Origin of the sequence: Lyngbya confervoides BDU141951, from assembly GCF_000817775.3 — a bacterium.
Taxonomy (GTDB): Bacteria; Cyanobacteriota; Cyanobacteriia; order Thermosynechococcales; family Thermosynechococcaceae; genus Lyngbya; species Lyngbya confervoides.
In genome coordinates this window covers 106,952-130,154 of record NZ_JTHE03000091.1, presented here as the reverse complement: position 1 = coordinate 130,154, position 23,203 = coordinate 106,952, and the positions used below count along the sequence as shown (strand labels likewise).

Here is a 23,203-nt window from a genome sequence, read left to right as displayed (position 1 = left end):
GTGCGTCTCCTCACTATGACCTCTAGTACCACCAACGTTATCGAAACCCGGGTTAAGCGCAATGGCACCGCCAACCGCGAAGCGACTGCCCCAACCCATGCTGGAGAATCCCCAAATTCTTCCCGCAGCCTTGCCCCACCCCCGGATCCTAGAATCGAGAACCTCAAGCAGGTGCTAGAGTCGCATCGTGACGAGCACCACATGATTGTGCTGCAGGATTTTCCTGATCCCGACGCCCTCTCCTCCGCTTGGGTCTACAAGCTGGTTGCGGAGCAATACGATATTCAGACAGATATTCTCTACGCTGGAACCCTTAGCCATCAAGAAAATATCGCCTTGGTTCGATTAACGAACCTGCCGGTTAGCCGGTGGCAGAGCCAGTCCAAAGGCGGGAAGAAGCGCGAACTATCGGACTATCAAGGCGCGGTGCTGATTGATAACCAGGGAACCACCAGTCAAATCGTCCCCCTCCTCCAGGAGGCAGATATTCCACTGGTGGCCGTCATTGACCACCACAGCTTGCAGGACAATGTCAAGGCTGAATTTATCGACATTCGCACCAACACCCGCGCCACCGCAACCATTATGGTGCAGTACTTACAAGCGGGCCTGTTCAAGCTAGACACCAGCGTCCAAGAGCACGTCAACTGTGCCACAGCACTGATGCACGGGCTACGTTCCGATACTAATCATTTGCTCCAGGCCCAGGAGGAGGATTTTCAGGCTGCGGCTTTTATCAGTCGCTTTTACGATAGCCAGCTCCTCAATACCATCCTCCAATCCAACCGATCTAAGCAGGTGATGGATGTCATTGACCGGGCCTTACGCAATCGGACGGTTTACAACAACTTTACTCTGGCCGGCGTGGGGTATTTGCGCTACGACGACCGAGATGCCATCCCGCAAGCTGCCGACTTTCTGGTAACGGAGGAAAACGTCCACAGCGCCGTGGTGTACGGGATTGTCCGGGCGGAGGGAACCGACTCCGAGGTGGTGGTCGGGTCCCTCCGCACCACCAAGCTAACCCTAGATCCCGATGAGTTCATTAAGGAAGCCTTTGGGAAAGACGCCCAGGGCCGCTTTTTCGGAGGAGGGCGATCCACGGCGGGAGGATTTGAGATTCCCATGGGGTTCTTATCAGGACTCAATGAGAATACCGAGTATGCCAAATTAAAGTGGAGTGTGTTCGACACACAAATTCGTCAGAAGCTGCTGCGACTCATTGATCCAGAAGCCAGCCCCATTGAGTCGGACTAAAGCACGTTAGCCCAGCGGGTCTGAGGCAGGAGTCGCAAGGCGATCCGCTAGCCATGCAGCGGCTTCTCAGAATGAGTTAACATAAATTAATAAATTCTGATAACAAGATCCCTTTCAGCAGAGTCCCGGAGGATTCCATTCAGTGAAGAGTAACAAACGGTGGAGAAGTATTGGCCTTTATGTCCTTTTAGGCATTGTGGTTTTGGCGATCGCCAGCACCTTCGTCAAGCCCCCAACCACGGCCTCAGAAAACTGGCGCTACAGTCAATTCATCAATGAGGTCGAAAGCAACAACGTCGCCAAGGTTCGCATGAGCGTTGACCAAACCGTGGCGGAAGTGACCACGGAGGCCGGCGAAAAGATCCAGGTCAATTTGTCCCCTGACGACCCCAATCTGGTGAATCGGCTGCTAGACAACAACGTTGAGGTTTCAGTGGTTCGCCAGAGCGACGATGGCTTCTGGGTGCGCGCGCTCAGCACCTTTTTGGTTCCCGTAGCCCTTTTGGTGGGACTCTTTTTACTGTTCCGTCGGGCCCAGAGCGGGCCAGGGAATCAGGCGCTCAATTTTGGAAAGTCTAAGGCTCGCGTTCAGATGGAGCCGCAAACCCAGGTTACCTTTAACGATGTGGCAGGCATTGAACAAGCCAAGCTTGAGCTCACAGAAGTCGTTGACTTCCTGAAAAACGCCGATCGGTTCACAGCGGTGGGGGCCAAGATTCCCAAGGGCGTTTTGCTGGTGGGTCCTCCTGGAACCGGTAAAACCCTGCTGGCCAAGGCGGTTGCTGGTGAAGCCGGGGTGCCGTTTTTCTCCATCTCTGGTTCTGAGTTTGTGGAGATGTTCGTGGGGGTGGGTGCCTCTCGGGTTCGCGATCTCTTCGAGCAGGCTAAGTCTAACGCACCCTGTATTGTCTTCATCGATGAGATTGATGCCGTGGGCCGTCAGCGAGGCGCGGGCCTAGGCGGCGGGAACGATGAGCGAGAGCAAACCCTCAACCAGCTGCTGACGGAGATGGACGGATTTGAGGGCAACACCGGGATCATTATTATTGCAGCCACCAACCGGCCCGACGTTCTCGATGCCGCCCTCATGCGTCCGGGTCGTTTTGACCGCCAAGTGGTGGTGGATCGTCCCGACTACAAGGGCCGCCTGGAAATCTTAAATGTGCACGCCCGCGGCAAAACCTTGTCCAAGGATGTGGACCTGGAGAAAATTGCCCGCCGCACGCCTGGATTTACCGGGGCAGACTTGTCTAATCTGCTCAATGAGGCGGCAATTCTGGCGGCTCGACGAAACCTCACCGAGATTTCCATGGATGAAGTCAATGATGCCATTGATCGCGTCCTGGCCGGTCCCGAAAAGAAAGATCGGGTGATGAGCGAGAAGCGGAAAACTCTGGTTGCTTATCATGAAGCCGGTCACGCCATTGTGGGCGCCCTGATGCCGGACTACGACCCGGTACAAAAAATTAGCATCATTCCCCGGGGACAGGCCGGTGGTTTAACCTGGTTTACCCCCAACGAAGATCAGATGGACTCCGGGCTATACAGCCGGGCCTATTTGCAAAATCAGATGGCCGTTGCCCTCGGGGGTCGAATTGCCGAGGAGATCATGTTTGGAGAAGAGGAGGTGACGACCGGAGCCTCCAATGACCTGCAACAGGTGGCGCGGGTGGCGCGCCAAATGGTGACCCGGTTTGGCATGAGCGATCGCCTCGGGCCAGTGGCCTTAGGTCGTCAGCAGGGCAATCCCTTCCTCGGGCGCGACATTATGTCCGAGCGCGATTTTTCGGAAGAGACTGCCGCCACCATTGATGACGAAGTGCGGAACCTAGTCGAGCAGGCCTATCGTCGCGCCAAGGAGGTTCTTGTTAAGAATCGTCACATTTTGGACCTGGTATCTCAGCAGCTAATTGAGAAGGAAACCGTTGACTCCGCTGAGTTACAGCAGATTCTCAATGAAAATGAAGTCACGATGGCCACCATTGCCTAGGCGTTTAAACCGTCAATTAGGAGAACACCCTTCGTATTGATCCCGTAAATCGTTTAGGATTGCTATAAATGGTTGTTCTCCCTGGGGTGATGTGTAGACATTGCCCCTTTTTTTGTCCTAGTAAGGGAGGGGGGGACGGTGAGAAGCCTCTCCCAGGGAGTCTCCAGGGATGGCGATCCCCTGGGGAGGAGGCCACTGAGAAGGACTAGGTGGCACAATAGGAGTGCGATTAGACCATGCATTGAGACTATGCATTGAAACTATGCATCGAGACTATGTCCAGCAGCCCCGAATCCATCAATTTCCCCTAGCCGATCTCAAACGCCGCGCTGCTGCCACCGCGATTGATTTCGGCCTAGCCTGGCTGATCAGCAGCCTTGGAAGCGGGCTATTCGGAGGGGCGATCTTTTGGGCCTGGATTATTTTTCTGCTGGCCTGGTACCTCCTGCGGGTTCTGTGGGTAACCAATAATCAGGGCCAAAGTCCTGGACATTGGGCTTTAGATATGAAGGTTGTACAGGAGAAATCTGGTCGCCTTCCCAGTTGGGAAGGGCTGGTGCGCCGCGAAGCCTCCCTGGGATTTGCCTGCTCTTTATTGATCATTGCGCTGAATAACAGCGCCAGCTACGGTGTATTGCTGTTCTTGCTGACCATTCCAATTGGCTTTGATCTCTGGATCGCCTCCACGGATCGTGAATGGGGACAAACGATGCATGACCGCTGGGGCAAAACCGTCATCATCAACACGACCCGAGGCTACTCCCTGGATCTCAAGATCAAGCAGTGGCTGAAAGAGTTCCAGGCCCGATCGAGATCTTGAGTCGCGCCCCGCGCCCAAAGAATGCCATTGCCTCTGGCAAACCCACACGCTTTATGCGATAATGTGTGTTTGTGTTTGATTAGACGAGAGCAAGCAATCCCATGGCTAAGGGCGTCCGCGTTGTTATTACCTTAGAGTGCACCGAATGTCGCACCAATTCCAATAAGCGATCCAATGGTGTCTCTCGATATACCACCACCAAAAACCGCCGGAACACCACAGCTCGCCTTGAGCTCAAGAAGTTCTGCACCCACTGCAATACCCACACGGTCCACAAAGAGATTAAGTAATCCAGGCAATCGGGTCAACCTGAATTGTCCTTTGGCGCTGAGCTGCCGTTCACCGTTTTTGTTGTTCACTCAAAGTAATCATGGCCTATTTTCGACGTCGAGTGTCCCCCATCAAGCCGGGAGACCCCATTGACTATAAAGATGTAGATCTACTGCGCCGCTTTATTACAGAGCGGGGAAAAATTTTGCCGCGCCGGATCACAGGACTGACCTCTAAACAGCAGCGGGACCTGACCGTGGCCATCAAGCGCGCCCGCATTTTGGCGCTGCTGCCCTTCATCAACCGCGAAGGCTAAGGTCTCTTCTTCAATCGACCCTTGTTGTTGTCCACCGCAGTAGGAATCAAGTCTTCTTGTTTGAAAAAGGCACAATAGTTGAGTTTCGGCTACAGGGAGAGAGTGCCACACAGGGAATGGAAGGGCGGCGAATTGGGGTAATCGATCGTCCCGAAGGGAAAAAGCATTGGGTTGTCATTGATGCATCTGGGCAGTCCCATGTGGTGCATCCCCGCCAGGTCAGTTACTCGGTTTCTGGGCAAACCTACGCTCCAGAGGAGGTTGCTCAGTTTCGAGCTGCCGTGGAGCAGCACCTTGATCCCACTAGTCTTGAGGTGGCTTGGGAACTGCTGACGGAGGAGCAGACCTCGACCACTGCTGAGGATTTATCGCTGCTATTGTTTTCAGAGCAGTCCCCGGTGCTCTGCTATGCCTCCTTTTGTCTGCTCACCGATGACAAGGTTTTTTTCAAGCGGAAGGGCGATCGCTTTGAGCCGCGTTCCGTCAGCCAAGTGGCAGATATTCAGCATCAGATCAAGCGGGAGGCGGAGCGAGAGCAGCAGCAGCAGCGGTTTTACAACGGCTTGCAAGCTGCCATTGCCGGTGACTCGGTGGACTGGACGCCGAGCGATCGGGTCTATCTCAGTGCTGTGGAAAACTTCGCGCTGTTTGGAGAAGAGTCCAAGAGTCGTCTCCAGGCACGCGAGATTCTCAGCCATACGGATTTTGAAAAAACACCAGTGGGTGCGTTTGACCTGCTTGTCGCGCTAGGGTTATGGGAGAAACATGAAAACTTGTTCCTACGGCGGCGCAATATGGCCGATCAGTTCCCGCCTCAGGTGTCGCTTGCAGCAGAGCAATATTTAGACATGCCACCCCCCGATCAAGATCGCGATCGCCGCGATCTGACCCACCTCAAGGTCTACACCATTGACGACGAAAGTACAGCAGAAATTGATGATGGGTTAAGCCTGGAATTTTTAGACGACGGTCGCGAGCGCATCTGGGTTCACATTGCTGATCCCAGTCGTTGGGTTGTGCCCGGCGATGATCTGGACCGGGAGGCCCAGCGGCGCACCACCACAGTATATTTACCGACGGGCATGATTCCGATGTTTCCCCTGGAGCTGTCCACCGGGCCGATGAGTCTTACCCAGGGGAACTGTTGCTGCGCCCTGAGCTTTGGCATTCTTTTGACTCAGGAGGGATCCCTAGACTCCTATGAAATCTGCACCAGTCAGGTGACTCCCACCTACCGGCTCACCTACGAAGATGTTGACGAAATGCTAGAGCTAGGAGTGCAGGCAGAATCCGAGCTGATGAGCTTAGCCAAATGGGCAAAAATTCGTCAGCAGTGGCGTACTCGCCAGGGCGCAATTCAGATTCAGCTTCCCGAACCCTCTATCAAGGTGCAGGGCGAAACGGTCACCATTGACCTGTTGCCCAATTCCATGTCGCGGGAACTGGTGGCAGAGATGATGATTCTGGCGGGGGAGGTGGCTGCCACCTATGGATTTGCCCACGGGGTTCCCCTGCCATTCCGGCATCAAGCTCAACCCGATCTCCCCACGGAGGAAGAACTGCTGCAATTGTCCCCCGGTCCAGTTCGAGCCTGCGCCATTCGTCGCTGCATGCCGCGCAGCGAGGTGAGCACCACCCCTCAACGTCACTCTAGTTTGGGTCTGGAGCATTACTGCCAGGTCACTTCCCCAATTCGTCGCTATGCGGATTTGGTGGCGCATCTTCAGATTAAGGCCCATCTGCGGGGGGACGATCTCCCCTACAGCGAGCTGGATTTAACGCAGCTCCTGAGTACGGTAGCCCCCGTTGCCTACGAGTCCGCGTTGGTGGAGCGTCAAACTAACCGCTACTGGAGTTTAGAATTTCTGCGCCAGCAGAAGGATGAAATTTGGCGGGCACTGGTTTTGCGCTGGCTACGGGAGCATGAAAACCTTGCCCTGGTTTTGCTGGAAGATTTGGGGTTGGAGTTGCCCATGCGCTTTAATCGGATTCCCCATCTCGGAGAGGCCCTGCAGGTTAAAGTTCGGGACGTGGATCCTCGTCTTGACAAGATTGTGCTTGTGGAAGTTCTGGACTCTATTTATCCATGATGGCGGCCTTTGTAGCTTAGACCAGACAAGCTGCCTTGCGCCTGGAACCGATTAAACTCCCGTGACTTCTATCACGGTAGGGCGGTTATGATCGGGGATAATAAGCCTACCCCGTAGCCCCTTCCAATCGACATCAACGTTCATGAGACAGTCCTGGTGGCGATGCTTTAGTTCGCGTTTGTCGAAACGCATTGTGCGATCTGCTTTTTTAAGCATCGTTCTGCTTGAGCTGTTTCTTTTCATTCCGTCCTATATTTTCCGAGAGCGAGAACTCTTTAGAAGTCTCGAAACGGACTCCTTGACAACGTTGCTGACCCTGCGGGGCACCCTTGCCACGCCCCCCCCGGAGGAGGATAACGCCAACCCTGAGTCCTCCACCCTCAATCCCCCGAGCAATGCTTCTACTCAAGATCGACGCCTGCTTGCCGCCTTAAAACAACAGGTCGAGACCAAGGAGGTGATTGCGGGTGCGGCGCTATACCGAGCCAATGGGCAATTCCTGGGAGACTTTGGGGCCCGCGAAGATATTCCAGAGGTGGACCAGGAGATTCTTCGTCGCAATCGACTGTTCACCGCTAAATATCGAGTTCAGGAACGCTACGACATTGTGTGGCCAGCAGAACGGTTCAATAACCAGTATATTGTGGCTTTTCGGTTGAGAACCCTGGAGATTCGCCGGGCCATGGTGAACTACACCCTGCAGCGTCTTGCCATGGTGCTGGCAGTTTCGGCCTTTGTCTCCCTGGTGCTCCTGACGCGGCTGCAAAAAATCCTCATTACGCCCATTTTGCAATTTAGAGACGATTTAACCGCTGCTGGTCAAGCGGCTGGACAAGAGGATACGCCGCTATTTTATACCTTTTACCAAACCCGTCAGGATGAGCTTGGAGATGTGGCGGTGGCCTTTTGCCAGATGTATCATCAGGTGCGTCAGGAAATTCGCGATCGCCGTCGAGCTGAGGCGGCCCTCATTGGTGAGCAAGAAAAGTCGGAACGGCTCTTACTGAATATTCTCCCTGGGGCCATTGCTCGTCGTCTTAAGGAAGATCCAGCGGCGCTGGCGTCCCGCTTTGACGAAGTCACCATCTTGTTTGCCGATATTGTGGGCTTTACAGAACTGGCTTCCCAGATGAAGCCACTGGAGTTGCTGACGCAGCTGAACGGAATTTTTTCCGCCTTTGATAAGCTAGCAGAGCACTACGGACTGGAAAAAATTAAAACCATTGGCGATGCCTACATGATTGTGGGAGGCATCCCCACGCCGCGACCGGACCACGCCATTGCCGTGCTAGAGATGGCCATTGAAATGCTGGCGGTGATGCAAGACTTTCACCAGCCCGACGGCAAGCCCTATCAGCTACGAATTGGGATTAACACTGGCCCCGTCATTGCCGGGGTGATTGGTCGAAAAAAATTCAGCTATGATCTTTGGGGAGATGCCGTTAACATTGCCAGCCGCATGGAGTCTCACGGCCTGAGCAACCATATTCAGGTAACCCCCGTGACCTACGAGCGATTGAAACATCTCTACGAGTTTGAAAAGCGCACAGGTTTAGTGATTAAAAATGTGGGCACGATGGATACGTACCTCTATAAGGGACGCAAGGTCGTCGAAACGGCCTCCAAAGTGCAATCGGCTCCCGTGGCCTAGGACTGCACCATGCCCTCCATCGAGTCCTATCAAGCCTTATCAAGTCCGATCCGCAAGGGCGGAAAACTGCTGCCAGAGCAAGTAGAGCGATCGCGGAACGTGGAAACAGCCCTTCCATTTTCCCCCTTTAAGGGGTAAAAGCACCTCCCCCTGGCGATCGAGATACCCATACCATTCTCCCTGTTCAGGGTCCGGGAATCGCGTCCAGCTATAGTCGTGCACCCGCTGATACCAATCCCAGCATTCTGGGGACTGGGTGAGGCGATAGCCCATGGCCAAGGCGACCAGCGTTTCTAAATGCACCCACCAGAGTTTTTGGCTCCATTCAAGCTGTTGGGGAGGATGTCCTTGGGCATCTAAGAAATAAAAGATACCTCCATAGGTCTGGTCCCACCCAAACTCAATCAGTTTCAGGGCCACTTCCACCGCCTGTTGAATTAATCGCGGCTGCTGACGGCGCTGGCCAATATCCATCAGGAACCACATCGCCTCAATCCCATGACCAGGATTGATTAATCGTCCCTCAAAGCAGTCCAGGCGATCGCCTTGGGGGGTAACATTTTCGTAGAGCAATCCCCGATCGAGATCCAGAAAGTCTCGCATGACCTCTTGAACCGTTTGATCTAAAACCTGATTGAGTTCGCCCTCGGGCAGCAGCCAGGCCATTTCCAAGGCCAGATTTGCCAAAATCATGGGAACCGCCAGCGTTTTGAGGGGCCGAGTGCCTGGAACCGCTTTGTTGTAAGCCCCCTTCGGATTGGCCTTGCGCCGCAAAACATTCTGGTACGCTTGCAGGGCAATCTCCCTAGCCCAATTGTGACCACTGGCCTTAGCGTATTGACTGAAGGCCATGGCCGCAAAGCAATCGGAAAAAATATTGTAGGGCTGAACCAGAGGCCGTCCCCCTCGCGTCAGGGAAAAGTACCATTGCCCCTCGGAATCCCGACCGTTCTGGGCCAGAAACTGGGCCCCGTGGGCAGCAATTTTAAGCCAGTGGGGCCGAGGCTCTAGCTGGTTGTAGAGCATGGAGAAGGTCCAGACCTGGCGGTTTTGCAGCCAGACAAACTTGTCGGTGTCGTACACATTGCCGCTGCGATCTAAGCAGGTAAAGTAGCCCCCCTGCTCCCAATCCACTGAATGCTCCTCCCAAAAGGGCAGGACATCTTCCAGCAAAGCAGATTCATAGAGATGGGCAAGGTCTGCAAACGTCAGGTCCACGGATTATCCTAATCAAGTTGGCCAGGGAGTTAACGAGTCTCCCTGGTATTTATCCTTACTATTGTTTCAGGTCTTGCCCCCACCCGCGCACAATCAGCCGGGGCTTCCTGGGAATACAATCCACTGCTTCACAAGATTCTCACGCATTTGCGTTATTTTGAGGCCATGGGGCATGGGCCAGACCCAGAGTCAAACCCGGTGCACAGGGCAGCAGGTGAATGTATCACACTGGCGGATGCAACCATGACAACAACCAAGCAACAGACTCAGCGATTACGGATGGTGGAGCAGCAACTGCGTCCCCGAGGAATTCGGAACGCAAGGGTGTTGCGAGCCATGGGCGATGTTCCCCGCCACTGTTTTGTACCCGAGGCCCTACAGGCGGAGGCCTACGAGGATACTCCTTTACCCATTGGAGCGCAACAGACGATTTCTCAGCCCTACATTGTTGCTCGCATGACTGAAGCGGCCCACCTGACCCCTCAGGATAAGGTCCTGGAAATTGGCACAGGTTCAGGATATCAAACCGCAGTCCTGAGCAACTTGGTTCAGGAGGTTTATTCGATTGAAATTATTCCCGACCTGGCCCAACGGGCTCAGCGAACCCTGGAAGCCTTGGGCTATCGCAACGTGCAGTTGCGGGTGGGCGATGGTCATCAGGGCTGGCCAGAAGCAGCCCCCTTTGATGCTATTTTAGTCACCTCAGCGCCGCCAGAGCTTCCCATCGCGCTTCTGGAACAATTAAAGCCAAATGGGCGGATGGTGATTCCCATTGGCCTAGAGCGTCAGGACCTGCGGGTTTACTGGCGGAGCCCCGAGGGGATTCATCACACGTCCCTGCTCCCGGTTCAATTTGTCCCCATGAAGGGGCAGATTCGCTAACCCCGCAGACCGCCCCGCACCACTGGTGCCCCCTTGGGTTTCCTTTGGCCCGAGAGGGGGTAAGAAGCTGGCATTCTGCCATAATCTGGGTTGCCGCCTCGCAAGACAAGGTTTGGGCTGGATTGGTATGATCGCAGGAACTTAGGATGAGAAATGGGTTGATTTTGGAGATCCATGCTGTATTGCCTGAATCTGAACTGCGAAAAACCCGAAAATGGCGATGGAGCTGAGGTTTGTCTCAGTTGCGGCACCCAACTGCTGTTGCACAATCGCTTTCGGATTTTGAAACCCTTGGGGGAGGGGGGCCTCGGTAAAACCTATCTAGCCCAGGACTGCGACAAGATGGATGAGCCTTGCGTGGTCAAGCAGCTGAAGTATGACTCCCAGGGCACCCAGGCCAACAAGAAGATAACTGAGTTGTTTTTGCGGGAGGCGCAGCAGCTTTACCAGATGGGCGGGCAAGCGCAGATTCCAGATTTGATCGCCTATTTTGAGAATGCGGGCTATTTCTATCTGGTTCAGGAACTGATTGAGGGCGAGGATCTGGCGCAGGAAAAGGAGCGGGGGCTCTTTGATGAGGCCAAGATTCGTGGCTTACTGGGGGATGTTCTGCCCATTTTGAGCTTTATTCATCAGCGCGGGGTGATTCATCGGGACTTGAAGTCGGCCAACATCATGCGGCGCAAAACAGATGGCAAACTGATGCTGATGATTTTGGGGTGTCGCGGCAGCTCTCGCAGGGATTAACGACGGTGGGTGGAATCACGATTGTGGGCACCCCAGGGTATGCTCCCTTCGAGCAAATGACGGAGGAAGCGGTTGCCCCTGGGCCAGCGAGCGATCTTTACAGTTTGGGTGTGACCTGCTTTGAGCTGATGAGCGGGATTGTGCCCTATCCACTGATGCTGCAGGAGGGCTATCGCTGGGTGGAGAATTGGCGGCAGCGTGTGCAACGGCCCGTGAGTGCAGAACTGCAGGGCGTGATGGATGGACTGCTGAAAATGCGTTCTGAGGAGCGGTTTCAAACTGCCGATGCCGTGTTAGCGGCGCTGAATGCCCAGGCAAGTTTGGCGGCCTATCGCCAGCATTTGGCGGACTATGAGCAGGAATATCGCAAGATGGCGGCGGCCCATTGGCCGCTGTCGAGCTATTTGCTGGATCAGTTGGGGCGGATGCGAGCGAATTGGGGGCTGAAGCCGGAGGACGTGGAGCAGGTGGAAAGGTCGGTTCAGATGATAACGGCAGTCAACTATAAACAGTCAGGAAGTGAAGCAGAGAAGGCAAAGGAAGCCAAGGGGAAAAATACTGAAAGTTCAACAAGTTTAATAGTCTCACCGCAAGATATCTATGCTGAGGAAAATTTTCGATCCAGGCAATCAAACTCGGAAAAGGATCGAGAGTTCACAAGTGGATGGAGGGAATTTAACGAACGCGAAAGAAAATCAAAACAATTATTTATGACTATCAGTAGACCTAAACAATTTAGAGGAAGTGCAACTAAGGTTTCAATTTATTTAAATGGAAACCATATTCTTGAAGTCATAAATGGACAAGAATACTCTCTCCCAGTATTGCCTGGTGAGTTTCGTTTGCAGCTTAGAACTATTTTCCACCATCTAAGCAATCCAATAACGGGGAGATTTACATCAGGTCAGTATAAATTCATTTGTGGTGTTGATTCTAGTAATAGATTCTGCCTTTCACAGTTAGAGAATGGTCGTTTATATAAAACTGTTTACCCTAGGCCACGATTGTTTGTACTATTCATGTTTCTTTTGACTCGTGCACTGGGAATAACATCTCTGTGTTTTTCTTCAGTTCTATTGTTTGTAATTATCATACATCTAAGTGATGGTAGATATCTCGAGTTGGAATCGGAAAGACAAGCTTTATATGGAGCAGCTTTAGGTTTAATGACAACAGTCATAATTGGACCAATTTTTCTTGTATTATCTCGAAAAATTGGGCAGTAGGAAAAAGTACTGATTTCCGAATTTCATAAAAAGTGCCTAACTTATTATTCCAAGAGGTTCTAAAGCAGAATCTAAAACCAAGAAGGTTCATAGTGTTCTAGCGCCCCCCTGCCCCCCGATTCCGGGGGGTTCTGAAAAAGGCGATCGCCCATCTTCACTGTTCAGGGGGGCTACAATGGGAGCAAGTTTTAGACCTCCCGTAAAGCCAATGCTGGGCAAAAGTGAACTTTTAGAAGCGATCGCAGGCAAAAATCGCGGCGTTTTGGCGACCGCTGAGGACCGAGTCGCTATTCTCAGCGCGATCGCTCAGCTCGAAGATCGCAACCCCACCCCTCGTCCCGTGGAGGCCCTGGATCTTCTAGATGGCGACTGGCGACTGCTTTATACCAGCAGTCAAGGGCTTTTGGGATTTGAACGAATTCCGCTGTTGCGGCTTGGGCAAGTGTATCAATGCATTCGCGCCCCGGAAGCCAAGGTCTATAACCTGGCTGAGATTCTTGGCCTCCCCCTCCTGGAAGGACTCATTAGCGTTGAAGCCCGGTTTACAGCCATGACCGAAAAGCGCGTCAATGTCTTCTTTGAGCGCACCCTGATTGGTCTACAGCGATCCATGGGCTACAGTGGCCCAGCCCTATGGATTGAAGCACTCCAGGCGGGCAAGTCCCCCTTTGCCGCGAAAATCGACCTGAACCCAGAACGTCCTCCGGGCTGGCTGGACATTACCTATCTCGATCAAGAGTTGCGAATTGGCCGTGGCAATCGCGGTAGTGTGTTCGTGCTCACCAAAGTCAAATCCAGCACCCCATGACCCGCCCAGTTCTCTACGCAGCCATTACCAATCACGGCTTTGGCCATGCCACCCGCAGCGCCGCAGTGCTTGCCGATTTGCAGCGAGCTTGTCCAGATTTGCGGCTGATTCTGGTCACGACCGCCCCCAAATGGCTGTTAGATTCCTATCTAGTAAATGACTATCTCTACCGTCCCCAGCGCCTGGATATTGGCGCAGTGCAACAGGATAGCCTCACCATCGATCGCGCTGCCACCCTAGAGGCACTCCAGGCGCTGCGATCGCAACAGGCTGACCTCATTGCCACTGAGGTGGCCTGTATTCAGGAACAGGGCGCCATCCTGGTCTATGGAGATATCCCGCCGCTGGCTGCCAGGATTGCTGCAGCGGCAGGCGTTCCCTGCTGGATGAGCAGTAATTTTGGCTGGGATTTAATTTATCAGGACTGGGGCAAACCCTTTGTGGAAATGGTGAACTGGGTCAGGGAGGGCTTTAGTCTATGCGATCGCCTGTTTCGGATGCCCTTCCATGAACCCATGTCGGCCTTTCCCAACATTGAAGATATTGGCTTAACGGGCGCCCTGCCGCGATATAGCCGATCAGAACTGCAAGCTAAGGTTCCCCGATGGATTGAAGGCACCCCCACGGTCATGCTCACCTTTGGCGGCTATGGCCTCTCTCAAGTGCCCTATGCCAATGTCCTCAAGTTTCCCGACTGGCAGTTCATCACCTTTGACTCCCAGGCACCAACGGATCTCCCTAACCTGATAAAGGTGAGCGGTCACCAGGTGCGTCCAGTGGATTTGATGCCCCTGTGCGATCGCATTATTAGCAAGCCCGGCTACGGCACCTTTGCCGAAGCGTTGATGCAGGATCTACCAATTGTGACCGTACCCCGAACTGGCTTTGCAGAAGCCCGGTATCTGGTTAAGGGGCTGCAAAATCACGGTCATCATCTTTGCCTGGAGCCCGGTGAGTTTGAAACCTCCACCTGGGACTTCCTGAACCGCCCGCTGCATCCGCCCCAGGCCCCAGGCCCCTTGGATAAAACCGGGAATCACACCCTGGTGGAAGCCTTTATGAGGCTACTGGGGGATCGGGGAGCTGCGCCAGCCACTTCAGAATGGCCGCATTGACTATCTCGGGGCGCTCATCGTGGGGACAGTGCCCAGTTTCTGGAATAGCCGTAAAGCTCACGGGGGCCTCCGGATGGCAAGGGTTGGTCTGGGCATCCTGGAAAATTTGGCCAGCCGTAATGGGAGTCCAGGGATCCGCCTCTCCCCACAGTACGCATAGAGGTCGTCGCACCAGGGGCAGCAGTTCGCAGACTCGAGGGCCAGCCGGAGCCTGCAAAATAGAGGCCATGACCTGTTGAGCGCCGCGATCGCAGCTGGGCTGATAGAGCAATTCCACCAGCTCATCGGTAATGGCGGCGCGGTTTCCATAAACCTGAGCCAGGGTGCGTCGAATCTGCGATCGCTGCCGGATGCGATTAAATAAAACCTGTCCCACCCCCGGCATCGTCATGGCCTGGGCGAAGGTGGCCATCAGCCATCGTAGGGGTGCGTTTAGCTCCTCCGGGCGATGATTGAGTCCTCCGGCTACGTTCAGCAAAACCGCTCCCCGCGTTAGGGGCCCATGGCGAGCGGTGACCATTAGGCCCAACAGCGCCCCAATTGAGTTGCCGATCCAAACAGCAGGCTGCTGCACCTGCGCCCTCCAAAAGTCGCACAGGAGCCCCTCCCACAACTCTAGAGAATAGTTGAGAGGGGGTTTTTCGGACCGCCCGAAGCCCAAGAGGTCAATGGCATAGACCCGATGGTGCTGAGCTAAAGCGGGGATATTGTTGCGCCAGTGATCCAGGGAAGCCCCGAAGCCATGGAGCAAAATTAAGGGTGACCCTTCACCCTCGACACGATAGCGAACATCAAAACCTCGCCAGTTCCACAGATGAGTGGCTGCGGGTGACGGCCAATCAGGAACGGACGATTCTCGGTGGCGAGGGAGCGAGGAGAACGACGAATAGTTGAGAGTTTTGGAAGTCGCGGTCATTTAAAAGAACCAGCCATAGCTATGGAGTCCCTTTCCAAGCAGGTTCACCCCCAAGTAGCAAACCCACACCACCACCAACCCAGAGGCGGCAAGGATGGCCGGGCGACGCCCCTGCCAGCCCCGAGTAATGCGGGCATGAAGATAGGCCGCATAGACCAGCCAGGTGATCAAGGACCAGGTTTCCTTCGGATCCCAGCTCCAGGGTGCTCCCCAGGCCGAATTAGCCCACACCGCTCCGGCAATAATGCCAATGGTCAACAGGGGGAAGCCCAGACCAATGATTCGGTAGCTGAGGTTATCTAAGGTTTCCGCTAGATTCAGCCGTTGCAGCGAAAGATCCGTCGTTTTTTTGGCAGTTACGGGCTTTTCTAGAACGGCTGTGGTTGCCCCTGCGGCCAGAATCGAGGTGCCGATCTGGGGATTCGCCATTTCATTGCCCATTTCAGGAGCAGGCCGTTTGAGGCTGGTTCGATCGCGGAACCCCCCGGTGCCAATGGAGCTGCCCTTGAGGTGTACCTCCTTTCCCCAGGTCACAAACAAAAAGGCAATGGCCAGCGCTGAGCCGACCATGAGGGTGGCATAGCTCAGCATCATGACGCTGACATGCATCATGAGCCAATTGGACTTCAGGGCCGGAACCAGCGGCGCAGAATGCTGCATTTCGCTGGGCAGCGTCAGGGCTGCAAACGCCGTGATTCCCATGGCAATTGGGGCCGTAAATGCGCCGACTAGGCGATTACGGCCAATCCACTCTGCCACCAGGTGCATTGCCGTTACCCCCCAGGCCAGAAAAAAAAGGGATTCGTACAAATTGCTAATCGGAAAATAGCCGGCCTCCATCCAGCGTGCGCCTAATAACCCCGCAATGCTGAGGTTAGCGATCGCCATTCCCGTGGTGCCCAGGGTTGCCAGGCCCGTGAGTTGGGGAAAGGCAGCCCCCAACCAGTAAACCAGCATCGTTAGAAACAAAATTCCAAAGGACAGGTTGTCTAGCGTACTTTGAAACGCCACCAAATCCATATGTGCAGCCCTCTCCGTAGTTTTAAAGTCAGCATCTGAATACAGCAGTTGCCTCTGCAGCGCCACCCTTGGGCGCATCGCAAATACTCCTATCCTATAGCAATCTACACCGACCCAGGGGGGAATCCCTGGCCGAACCCGAATCGGATTCCCGGCCAGAACTACCTTTCTGACTGTTCATGCAGAATCGCTTCATAGGCCACCTTGGCCGCCGCTTTCTCCGCCGCCTTGCGAGAGTGTCCCTGTCCCTGCCCCAAACAGCGATCTTGAAACCAGACCTCTGCTTGAAACGTGAGATCTGCAGAGGATTGGCCGGGGCTGGAGAGCGACTGTACCCGATATTCAGGAAGCTGCTGATAGTGAAGCTGAGTCCATTGCTGAAGGGCCGCTTTATAGTTTTGGTAGGCAGGATCTGATCGAATCTTGGCAATCGATCGCACAAAGAGGGGCTCCAGCCAGGGCAAAATCAACTCCAGGGTTTGACTGCTCAAAAACAGCGCGGCCAAAACTGCCTCAAAGGCATCGGCTAGACGAGAGGTTTCTCCCTTGCGATCGCCCACTGCACTAGATCCCACCCGCAGAAATTTCTCCAGGCCAATGGACTGGGCCAGTTCAGCTAGGGTGCGATCACTCACCAGCACGGCACGAATGGCCGACCATTCCCCCACCTGACCCTGGTGATTTTCTGCCCAGAGTAGTCGGGACGCCACCAGCCGAACCACCGCATCCCCGATAAACTCCAGCTGTTCATAGTTATCCGTGGGATGGGCGGAGGGATGGGTCAAGGCCAGATCCAGGAGATCCCAGCGCACCGGCCCCTGCTCGGAAATCCCCAGGCGAGCAACCAACCGTTGCAACTGACTCGTACGGGGCGGAAAGACATCTGCCATGACATTCAAAATAAACAGTGGAAAGAGCAGGACATAAGCCGGGTTCTGTTCTTCAGCACTTTGGGCCTCAAAATCGCTTTGAGCCAGAGCCCTGAAGGGCGGTTATCTATCTAGGATGTCTGTTACCAGACACCTCCTGCGGCCTCAACTCTGGAAGCAGGGAAAAGACCAACCATTGCTTCCTCTGCCTTGCTCCTGGCCGGGGTTTACCGAGCCAATGCCTCTCGACATTGCTGGTGCGCTCTTACCGCACCCTTGCACCCTTACCCGTAAAAGGTCCAGCGCTGAACGTGCGGGGGCTTCGAAGCGGACTTCGTCCCTCACCTTCATGGCGCAGCCTTTCCGTTGGCGGTATGTTTCTGTGGCACTCTCCTCACGGTCACCCGCACTGGGCGTTACCCAGCAAGCCTGGTCTTTAGGGAGCCCGGACTTTCCTCAAGCCTGCAGCGGGGCAAGCCTGCAACCACCTACACCTGCTCTTTCCATCCCTCAGTGTAGAGCGCTATTGCCTGAATTGCAGCAGATCCTGCAGGGACGCCAAGAGTTTGATTTGCACCGAAGCAATGGCTGAGTCGGGGCTGAGTACAAATTTCCAAGCAGCTTTCACCTGACACCAGGACAGCTTAACGCGGCCCTTCACCTGAAACGCGTAGGGACAGTCAGGGATCGGGTCAATCTCCAGCGGTTCAATTTGAATTCCCTGGGCTTCCTGGGATAAATAGGCCGCGATCGCCTCAGGGCCTTGCACGCCTTCTTCAAAGGGAGGATAGAGCACCCCATCCTGGGCAAAAAGCGCAGCCGTTTGGGCAAACGCCCCCTGGTTGAGGGTGGAAAAATACTGGTGGACCGTTGCGATGGCTAGATCTGGATGGATGGCGGCTGTCGTCATCACAAGTCACGCTCCTTGTGCTGGGGTCAGAGTCAGGGTCAAAACAGGAAAAGCGAGGTTAATCCCCGCTTCTCCTGTGCTAGATCAAGATCAGAGAAACAGAAAAACTGCGGCCCTAGGCAAAGGGGTCATATCCCATCTGAACCACAGCCTGGCGCAGCACGGTAATTTGCTGATTAAAGTCCAGGGCAGAAATTTGGCTAAATACAATGCTGGCATCGCGACTGAGACGATAGCTCTCGGGAACAGGAATGACTTCCCCGGCCTCCATCAGCTCAGCTAGCTGATACCAAAACGCTAGCTTGTTGTTGTTAGTAAAAACGCCATAGGCGCGGGTGAGGGGCGTATTGGCGCGATCTGCCAAATCTCGCATAAACCGGAGCTGATCTTCAAAACTCAAGCGCTTAACTTGATCCAACAGCCCCTGGATAAACTGTACTCGCGCAGCTCCAGTGGCCGCCGGGGTGATGGCCCCCCCTAAATTGCAGTACAGATCCCACAACAGTCCCAGCTTTCCGTTGGTTGAGAGGGCTTGAAAGGCACTCAGGGCAGCCTCGACCGGGGTTTGAACGCTGGAGTCCAAGGAGAGATTGAAGGTGGATGAAGAATACATGGCTGCTCTGTTGATAAAGTAATATTAACTATTGTAACCAAAACTTTACATTAATGACACAATTCCCCCTGACATTGTCTGAAGCTGGGTCCAGTTGGCCCGATAATGGGGGGGAGGTCAGTCAGGGAATCAACCATGGGGCTTATTGTTCAGAAGTATGGGGGAACCTCGGTCGGATCGGCGGAGCGAATCCAGGCCGTTGCCCAGCGCGTCAAAAAAACGGTTCAAGGCGGAAACCAGGTGGTGGTGGTGGTGTCTGCCATGGGAAAAACCACCGATGGATTGGTGAAGCTAGCCCAGGAAATTTCCACCAATCCCTGTCAGCGCGAAATGGACATGCTGCTCTCCACCGGGGAGCAGGTCACCATTGCCCTGATGAGCATGGCGCTGCAAGAACTCGGGCAGCCCGCCATCTCCCTCACCGGGGCGCAGGTGGGCATTGTAACGGAGGCTTCCCACACTCGCGCACGCATTTTGAATATTTCCACAGATCGCCTGGAGCGTCATCTGGCCGAAGGCAAGGTAGTGGTGGTTGCAGGGTTCCAAGGGATTTCTAACACCTCGGAACTTGAGGTTACCACCCTGGGACGGGGGGGGTCTGACACCTCTGCGGTGGCCCTGGCGGCGGCCCTGCGGGCGGACTGCTGTGAAATTTATACCGATGTACCTGGCGTCCTCACCACCGATCCCAGACTGGTGGAGAATGCACGCCTGATGACTGAAATCACTTCAGATGAAATGCTGGAGCTGGCCAGTTTAGGAGCCAAAGTGCTCCATCCCAGAGCCGTAGAAATTGCTCGCAACTATGGGGTGGAGATGGTCGTGCGCTCCAGTTGGACCGATGAACCGGGCACTCGCGTCATTTCACCCCTCAGCCAGCCGCGACCGCTCCAAAACCTGGAGCTGGGGCGACCGGTAGATGGAGTTCGTTTTGATCTGGACCAGGCGAAGGTGGCGCTACTGCGGGTGGAGGACCGACCTGGAATTGCCGCCCATCTTTTTGGAGAGCTGGCCAAGCAGCGGGTGGATGTGGATCTGATTATCCAATCTATTCACGACGGCCATACCAATGACATTGCGTTTACCGTCACCCGCGCCTCGGCGAACCCGGCTGAGGCGGTAGCCTCAGCCTTTAGTGAGATGGTCCAGCGAACCCGCGCTCCCGGTAATCCGACCGAGGTCATTGTGGAACACGATGTGGCCAAGGTGGGAATTGTGGGCGCAGGCATGATTGGACGTCCAGGAATTCCGGCTAAGATGTTCGCGGCTCTGGCGGAGGCCGGGATTAATCTCCAGATGATCTCCACCTCGGAGGCCCACGTGAGCTGCACCATTCATGCTGCCGACTGCGATCGCGCCATTGAAATTTTATGCCGCACCTTTGAGGTCACCTGCTCCTCCGCTCGGCCTGAAACCCCACGATTAGATGAGCAAACCCCGCCTGTGCGGGGGGTCGCCCTGGATCTCAAACAGGCCAGAATTGCAATTCACCATGTCCCGGATCAGCCTGGAATGGCGTCTAAAATTGTCCAATCCCTGGCAGATTTAAATATCTGTCTAGACATGATTATTCAGTCCCAGCGATCGTGTCCGGTTCAGGGCTACAACACACGAGACATTGCCTTTACCGTTCCGCAGATGGACCTGCCCACGGCGCAGCACGTGGTAAAAAAGGTCGCCGCTGAGCTGGGCTGCGGGACCGTCTCCACCGATCCCAATATTGCCAAGGTTAGTATCGTGGGCATTGGCATGCTGGGCCGCCCTGGGGTGGCGGCGACACTGTTCCAATCCCTGGCCCATGAACAGATCAATATTCAGATGATTGCCACCTCAGAGATCCGGGTGAGCTGCGTGGTCGCAGAATCGGACGGCATTGCGGCCCTCAAGGCAATTCACGCCACCTTTGGTCTGGGTCAGGCCTCGGCGGTGAAGATGCCGGTATAGGTGGGGTAAGGGTGGTCAGGTCCATTCCCTCCCATCGAATTGCGGGGGTAGATGAAGTGGGACGCGGATGCCTATTTGGCCCGGTGGTGGCGGCAGCGGTTATCATTCCTGCTGGTGGAGAAAATCAGCTCGCCGAGATAGGCGTCACCGACAGTAAACGCTTGACCCCGGGGCAGCGATCGCGGCTGTATGCGCACATCGTGTCCCAGACGGAGGCCCGCATCGGCCTCAGCTCCGTGCGTGAAATTGATCGACTGAATATCCTCCAGGCCAGTCTCCTGGCAATGAAACGGGCCCTTGATCGCCTGCAGACACCGCCCCTGTTGTGCCTGGTGGATGGAAATCGCCCAATTCCAAACCTGCAGATTCCCCAGAAAACGGTGGTAAAAGGCGATCAAACCGAGATAGCGATCGCAGCTGCTAGCATTGTGGCAAAGGTTTGGCGCGATCGCCTGCTAGAGCGTCTCGATCGCCGCTATCCCGGCTATTGCTTAGCCTCTAATAAGGGATATGGCAGCGTTCAGCATCGAGACGCCCTCAGGTCCCTGGGCCTCACCCCCCAACACCGCTTGAGCTTTTCTCCCTGTCAACGATCACTCGATCTCTAAGCGCTCTAAGTGGGTGCACACTCACGGGTCCCGTTCACCCATTAAACAACCTGCTCTTGTCGAGAAGCGTGGGGCTTGGACCCAGGCTGGCCGCCGGGATCAGAGATCAGAGCCCGAGGAGGCGGACTCCTGTGGAGAATCTCCTGGAGCGTATGAACATTCTGTCCGCCAGTAACGACTCGCCGTAACGACATATCCAGCGGCCAAATTCTGGCATTTTGATCCAACGTGGTTTGCCCCCGGCCTCCAGCAATTTGAATGCTGCAATCGAGGGGATTTCCGTTAATCACTAGGGTGCCCACCCGCAAGGTATCGGTCAGGGTTTGAATGGCCTGAGGATCCTGCGCAAAGATAGAAGTCCGGATGCCAAAGGGACAGTCATTGATGTAGTTCACCACTTGATCAATATTCCCCGTTACCCGAACGATGGGCAAAATATTGGCAAAAATTTCCTGCTTGAGCAGGGGGCTATCCGGAGCAACATGATCAATCAGGGTGGGTTCAATGTATCCCCCCTGAGAATCGGGCTGCCCCCAGTAGTTGAGACGACGGCCGCCCCACCGCACGCGAGCCCCCTCAGATTCAAAGTTCTCAAGGATCTGCGGCAGTTTAGCAGCCCAGGCAGAGGGACCTAGGATATACGGGTCGTCTGCCAGCAATGACCCCGGATGATACCGTTGAAACGCCTGCGCCAACTCATGGAGAAAGAGGTCAACGATATCGGCATGGACATACAGGCGCTTCAGGCTGATGCACATTTGCCCGGCAGCCAGGTTTTTAGCATGGGCAATCAATTGGGCAGCCCGCTGCAGATCCATCGCATTGAGATCATGGTGGACATAGGCCGCATCCACCCCCTCAAGCTCAATAATGGGATTAAAAATGCCGCCCTGATGACACAGCGAAAGGATTTGCTCGCGTCGGGCAGAGTTGCCGATGAAAATCAGGTTGTCGATCTTGGCCGGTCCCCCATGAAGTCCTAACCAGTGCTCCATCACGGTGGTGGCGTTGGGATAGACCAGGCTGCTAATAAGGCCCTCTGGCATGCCGCACTCTTGTAAAAACTCATTCATATCCTGAACCAATGCCAGGGCGACAATGGCAAGCCGGTGAGGGGGTTTGACAATCACTGCATTGGCCGATAGCACCGCCCCGTGCAGAATTTGAGTGAGCATCGGGAAGGAGGAGTTTTGGGGACTGATCACCCCAAAAACACCCTGGGGCACATGCTCAATGCGTGCAGCCGTGCCAAATCGCGGGGTAGGACTCAGCCACTCTTGAATCATGTCCAGATAGCTGGGCTGAAAAATTTCCAGAATAGCCTCTAGACTCCCCAGAAACGCATTGTAAGCATAGGATTCCTGGATGGTGAGCTGTCGCCAATATTCCAGGTTCTCCCGCAGGCGGCGGCCATAGCTGCGCAACAGCTCCACTCGCACCGCCAAGGGGACGGCCCGAAAAGATTGCGTTGCGCCTTGAGCTAATTGCAGCTGATGCTGGATAATTGATTCTAATTCCGAGTCAGGAACCAGCGGCCATTGTGCTGCAACGGGCAATGGCCCTGGGTCTGGGTCGGTAGACCGGTTGAGGCGAATCTCCTGAGCCAGCAAAGCAGGTTCCTTCACCTTAGCTTCAGCGTCCAGCAAAAAGTAGTGACGCCAGTGATCCGCAGTGGAAGTTGAGTAGCCGGACATGAGAGGAAGATCGCGGCAGAACAGTTTATTCATGGGAAATAATAAGGTCTCAATGGAATGGGGAATGACATTGCTTTTCAAGCCAAAAATCCAAAACCAGCGCATGCATTGGGTTTCTAGGTTGGCTGATCCGTAACGCCACCGGAGAAAAAAGGACAGGGTTTCCCCAGGCGTTAGGCGCGAATCTTCTAGCTTTAAATATCAGCGCGATCTCAGAAATCCGTGGCCTTGAACAAGCC

General features: G+C 54.7%; 21 protein-coding genes and 1 other RNA gene. 14 read left to right on the top strand and 8 right to left on the bottom strand.

Translation table 11 applies throughout. From position 1 onward, the window contains the following. Positions 1-15 precede the first annotated feature (15 nt). The 7 genes from QQ91_RS16130 (at position 16) to QQ91_RS16100 (ending at position 8,394) form a co-directional block, all read left to right on the top strand. Positions 16-1,257, top strand: coding sequence for a DHH family phosphoesterase (locus QQ91_RS16130; protein WP_166276199.1), 1,242 nt, complete (start codon positions 16-18; stop codon positions 1,255-1,257). Positions 1,258-1,399: 142 nt separating this feature from the next. Next, entirely contained in the window at positions 1,400-3,247 is a 1,848-nt protein-coding gene (gene ftsH3, locus QQ91_RS16125; RefSeq protein ID WP_166276196.1) for an ATP-dependent zinc metalloprotease FtsH3, read from the top strand. Positions 3,248-3,509: 262 nt separating this feature from the next. Continuing rightward, the gene (locus tag QQ91_RS16120) at positions 3,510-4,067 is read left to right on the top strand and encodes an RDD family protein (protein ID WP_166276194.1); all 558 of its coding nucleotides are present in this window, start codon (positions 3,510-3,512) and stop codon (positions 4,065-4,067) included. 101 nt (positions 4,068-4,168) lie between these two features. Next, entirely contained in the window at positions 4,169-4,357 is a 189-nt protein-coding gene (rpmG, locus tag QQ91_RS16115) for a 50S ribosomal protein L33 (RefSeq protein ID WP_166276191.1), read from the top strand. An 80-nt stretch (positions 4,358-4,437) separates the two neighbouring features. After that, positions 4,438-4,653, top strand: a complete 216-nt coding sequence (gene rpsR, locus QQ91_RS16110) for a 30S ribosomal protein S18 (RefSeq protein WP_166276188.1) — start codon at positions 4,438-4,440, stop codon at positions 4,651-4,653. 56 nt (positions 4,654-4,709) lie between these two features. Then, the gene (locus tag QQ91_RS16105) at positions 4,710-6,743 is read left to right on the top strand and encodes a ribonuclease catalytic domain-containing protein (protein WP_445974544.1); all 2,034 of its coding nucleotides are present in this window, start codon (positions 4,710-4,712) and stop codon (positions 6,741-6,743) included. A gap of 142 nt (positions 6,744-6,885) precedes the next feature. Then, complete coding sequence (locus QQ91_RS16100; RefSeq protein WP_166276185.1) at positions 6,886-8,394, top strand: adenylate/guanylate cyclase domain-containing protein; 1,509 nt, start codon at positions 6,886-6,888, stop codon at positions 8,392-8,394. 39 nt (positions 8,395-8,433) lie between these two features. Here the strand turns inward: QQ91_RS16100 and QQ91_RS16095 are convergent, their stop codons facing one another. Continuing rightward, on the bottom strand, positions 8,434-9,612 hold the full coding sequence (locus QQ91_RS16095) for a n-acyl-d-glucosamine 2-epimerase (RefSeq protein WP_166276182.1): 1,179 nt from the start codon (positions 9,610-9,612) through the stop codon (positions 8,434-8,436). Between the two features lie 243 nt (positions 9,613-9,855). On the opposite strand from QQ91_RS16095, the gene QQ91_RS16090 reads away from it, so the two are divergent. The 5 genes from QQ91_RS16090 (at position 9,856) to QQ91_RS16075 (ending at position 14,390) form a co-directional block, all read left to right on the top strand. Beyond that, a complete protein-coding gene (locus tag QQ91_RS16090; RefSeq protein ID WP_166276179.1) occupies positions 9,856-10,494 on the top strand; it encodes a protein-L-isoaspartate(D-aspartate) O-methyltransferase in 639 nt (212 codons plus the stop codon). Positions 10,495-10,668: 174 nt separating this feature from the next. Further along, on the top strand, positions 10,669-11,241 hold the full coding sequence (locus QQ91_RS21740; RefSeq protein ID WP_166276177.1) for a protein kinase domain-containing protein: 573 nt from the start codon (positions 10,669-10,671) through the stop codon (positions 11,239-11,241). 5 nt (positions 11,242-11,246) lie between these two features. Continuing rightward, positions 11,247-12,467 carry a serine/threonine-protein kinase gene (locus tag QQ91_RS16085; RefSeq protein ID WP_349306872.1) on the top strand — a complete coding sequence of 407 codons (1,221 nt, stop codon included), beginning with the start codon at positions 11,247-11,249 and terminating at the stop codon, positions 12,465-12,467. A 208-nt stretch (positions 12,468-12,675) separates the two neighbouring features. Further along, positions 12,676-13,275 carry a PAP/fibrillin family protein gene (locus tag QQ91_RS16080; RefSeq protein WP_166276171.1) on the top strand — a complete coding sequence of 200 codons (600 nt, stop codon included), beginning with the start codon at positions 12,676-12,678 and terminating at the stop codon, positions 13,273-13,275. After that, positions 13,272-14,390 (top strand): glycosyltransferase family protein, encoded by a 1,119-nt coding sequence (locus QQ91_RS16075; protein ID WP_166276168.1) that lies wholly within the window; start codon positions 13,272-13,274, stop codon positions 14,388-14,390. Before QQ91_RS16080 ends, QQ91_RS16075 begins: the two co-directional genes overlap by 4 nt. Here QQ91_RS16075 and QQ91_RS16070 read toward each other — a convergent pair. From QQ91_RS16070 to QQ91_RS16045, 6 genes are all read right to left on the bottom strand, one after another. Next, a complete protein-coding gene (locus QQ91_RS16070) occupies positions 14,332-15,306 on the bottom strand; it encodes an alpha/beta fold hydrolase (RefSeq protein WP_166276165.1) in 975 nt (324 codons plus the stop codon). The two genes, QQ91_RS16075 and QQ91_RS16070, sit on opposite strands and share 59 nt — an antisense overlap. Further along, positions 15,307-16,326 carry a c-type cytochrome biogenesis protein CcsB gene (gene ccsB, locus QQ91_RS16065; RefSeq protein ID WP_166276289.1) on the bottom strand — a complete coding sequence of 340 codons (1,020 nt, stop codon included), beginning with the start codon at positions 16,324-16,326 and terminating at the stop codon, positions 15,307-15,309. Positions 16,327-16,487: 161 nt separating this feature from the next. Continuing rightward, positions 16,488-17,216: a ribonuclease III gene (gene rnc / locus QQ91_RS16060; RefSeq protein WP_166276162.1), complete on the bottom strand. Its 729-nt coding sequence runs from the start codon at positions 17,214-17,216 to the stop codon at positions 16,488-16,490. Between the two features lie 19 nt (positions 17,217-17,235). Then, positions 17,236-17,696: RNase P RNA component class A (gene rnpB / locus QQ91_RS16055), an RNA gene on the bottom strand. Positions 17,697-17,718: 22 nt separating this feature from the next. Beyond that, positions 17,719-18,105 carry a ketosteroid isomerase family protein gene (locus QQ91_RS16050; protein ID WP_201277145.1) on the bottom strand — a complete coding sequence of 129 codons (387 nt, stop codon included), beginning with the start codon at positions 18,103-18,105 and terminating at the stop codon, positions 17,719-17,721. A gap of 115 nt (positions 18,106-18,220) precedes the next feature. Then, the gene (locus QQ91_RS16045) at positions 18,221-18,718 is read right to left on the bottom strand and encodes an orange carotenoid protein N-terminal domain-containing protein (protein ID WP_166276156.1); all 498 of its coding nucleotides are present in this window, start codon (positions 18,716-18,718) and stop codon (positions 18,221-18,223) included. A gap of 135 nt (positions 18,719-18,853) precedes the next feature. Between QQ91_RS16045 and QQ91_RS16040 the strand changes: the two genes are divergently transcribed. After that, positions 18,854-20,662: an aspartate kinase gene (locus QQ91_RS16040; protein ID WP_166276153.1), complete on the top strand. Its 1,809-nt coding sequence runs from the start codon at positions 18,854-18,856 to the stop codon at positions 20,660-20,662. 11 nt (positions 20,663-20,673) lie between these two features. After that, positions 20,674-21,270, top strand: a complete 597-nt coding sequence (locus tag QQ91_RS16035) for a ribonuclease HII (RefSeq protein WP_166276150.1) — start codon at positions 20,674-20,676, stop codon at positions 21,268-21,270. A 41-nt stretch (positions 21,271-21,311) separates the two neighbouring features. Here QQ91_RS16035 and QQ91_RS16030 read toward each other — a convergent pair whose 3' ends face one another. Then, on the bottom strand, positions 21,312-23,069 hold the full coding sequence (locus QQ91_RS16030) for an aldehyde dehydrogenase family protein (protein ID WP_250833380.1): 1,758 nt from the start codon (positions 23,067-23,069) through the stop codon (positions 21,312-21,314). Between the last annotated feature and the right edge of the window lie 134 nt (positions 23,070-23,203).

Excerpts from the sequence above, each read along its gene's own strand:
- QQ91_RS16130 (WP_166276199.1), top strand. The coding sequence starts at position 16 with ATGACCTCTAGTACCACCAACGTTATCGAAACCCGGGTTAAGCGCAAT.
- QQ91_RS16120 (WP_166276194.1), top strand. The coding sequence starts at position 3,510 with ATGCATCGAGACTATGTCCAGCAGCCCCGAATCCATCAATTTCCCCTA.
- rpmG (WP_166276191.1), top strand. The coding sequence starts at position 4,169 with ATGGCTAAGGGCGTCCGCGTTGTTATTACCTTAGAGTGCACCGAATGT.
- rpsR (WP_166276188.1), top strand. The coding sequence starts at position 4,438 with ATGGCCTATTTTCGACGTCGAGTGTCCCCCATCAAGCCGGGAGACCCC.
- QQ91_RS16100 (WP_166276185.1), top strand. The coding sequence starts at position 6,886 with ATGAGACAGTCCTGGTGGCGATGCTTTAGTTCGCGTTTGTCGAAACGC.
- QQ91_RS16090 (WP_166276179.1), top strand. The coding sequence starts at position 9,856 with ATGACAACAACCAAGCAACAGACTCAGCGATTACGGATGGTGGAGCAG.
- QQ91_RS21740 (WP_166276177.1), top strand. The coding sequence starts at position 10,669 with ATGCTGTATTGCCTGAATCTGAACTGCGAAAAACCCGAAAATGGCGAT.
- QQ91_RS16080 (WP_166276171.1), top strand. The coding sequence starts at position 12,676 with ATGCTGGGCAAAAGTGAACTTTTAGAAGCGATCGCAGGCAAAAATCGC.
- QQ91_RS16075 (WP_166276168.1), top strand. The coding sequence starts at position 13,272 with ATGACCCGCCCAGTTCTCTACGCAGCCATTACCAATCACGGCTTTGGC.
- QQ91_RS16070 (WP_166276165.1), bottom strand. The coding sequence starts at position 15,306 with ATGACCGCGACTTCCAAAACTCTCAACTATTCGTCGTTCTCCTCGCTC.
- ccsB (WP_166276289.1), bottom strand. The coding sequence starts at position 16,326 with ATGGATTTGGTGGCGTTTCAAAGTACGCTAGACAACCTGTCCTTTGGA.
- rnc (WP_166276162.1), bottom strand. The coding sequence starts at position 17,216 with ATGGCAGATGTCTTTCCGCCCCGTACGAGTCAGTTGCAACGGTTGGTT.
- QQ91_RS16050 (WP_201277145.1), bottom strand. The coding sequence starts at position 18,105 with ATGACGACAGCCGCCATCCATCCAGATCTAGCCATCGCAACGGTCCAC.
- QQ91_RS16045 (WP_166276156.1), bottom strand. The coding sequence starts at position 18,718 with ATGTATTCTTCATCCACCTTCAATCTCTCCTTGGACTCCAGCGTTCAA.
- QQ91_RS16040 (WP_166276153.1), top strand. The coding sequence starts at position 18,854 with ATGGGGCTTATTGTTCAGAAGTATGGGGGAACCTCGGTCGGATCGGCG.
- QQ91_RS16030 (WP_250833380.1), bottom strand. The coding sequence starts at position 23,069 with ATGCGCTGGTTTTGGATTTTTGGCTTGAAAAGCAATGTCATTCCCCAT.